Source organism: Curtobacterium pusillum (assembly GCF_007673235.1).
Taxonomy (GTDB): Bacteria; Actinomycetota; Actinomycetes; order Actinomycetales; family Microbacteriaceae; genus Curtobacterium; species Curtobacterium pusillum_C.
In genome coordinates this window covers 1-764 of record NZ_VDZH01000015.1, presented here as the reverse complement: position 1 = coordinate 764, position 764 = coordinate 1, and the positions used below count along the sequence as shown (strand labels likewise).

The 764-nt window shown below is 59.0% G+C and carries 1 rRNA gene; it reads left to right on the top strand.

Annotated elements, in window-relative coordinates:
- A 16S ribosomal RNA gene (locus tag FS532_RS18400) occupies positions 1-395 on the top strand; the annotation flags it as partial.
- Positions 396-764: the final 369 nt, after the last annotated feature.

The window sequence follows — 764 nt, the reverse complement described above, 5'->3', positions numbered from 1 at the left end:
ATAGGAGACTGCCGGGGTCAACTCGGAGGAAGGTGGGGATGACGTCAAATCATCATGCCCCTTATGTCTTGGGCTTCACGCATGCTACAATGGCCGGTACAAAGGGCTGCGATACCGTAAGGTGGAGCGAATCCCAAAAAGCCGGTCTCAGTTCGGATTGAGGTCTGCAACTCGACCTCATGAAGTCGGAGTCGCTAGTAATCGCAGATCAGCAACGCTGCGGTGAATACGTTCCCGGGCCTTGTACACACCGCCCGTCAAGTCATGAAAGTCGGTAACACCCGAAGCCGGTGGCCTAACCCTTGTGGAAGGAGCCGTCGAAGGTGGGATCGGTGATTAGGACTAAGTCGTAACAAGGTAGCCGTACCGGAAGGTGCGGCTGGATCACCTCCTTTCTAAGGAGCATCTGGCTCGTCGTGCCCTTCGGGGTGGGGTGGGTCCAGGCGCCGGATCGAGACGAACGTTCTCGCCGGTAGCTCATGGGTGGAACATTGACAGTGCAGTCGTCAGCGCAGCTGCCGACCTCAGTACGCCAGGGCCTTCGGGTTCGGGTGGGAACGGGTTGGTGGGGAGCGGGAGGGCTGGTGCACGTTGTTGGGTCCTGAGGGACCAGGCTTCCCGGTCTACGGACTGGGGGTTGAGCCGGCGGAGTGATCCGTCACGGTTCTTCGGTGGGCCACATGAAGCTGACACGAGAGTGTTGGGGGAGTGTGGTGCCGATCGTATGTTGAGAACTACACAGTGGACGCGAGCATCTTAGATCG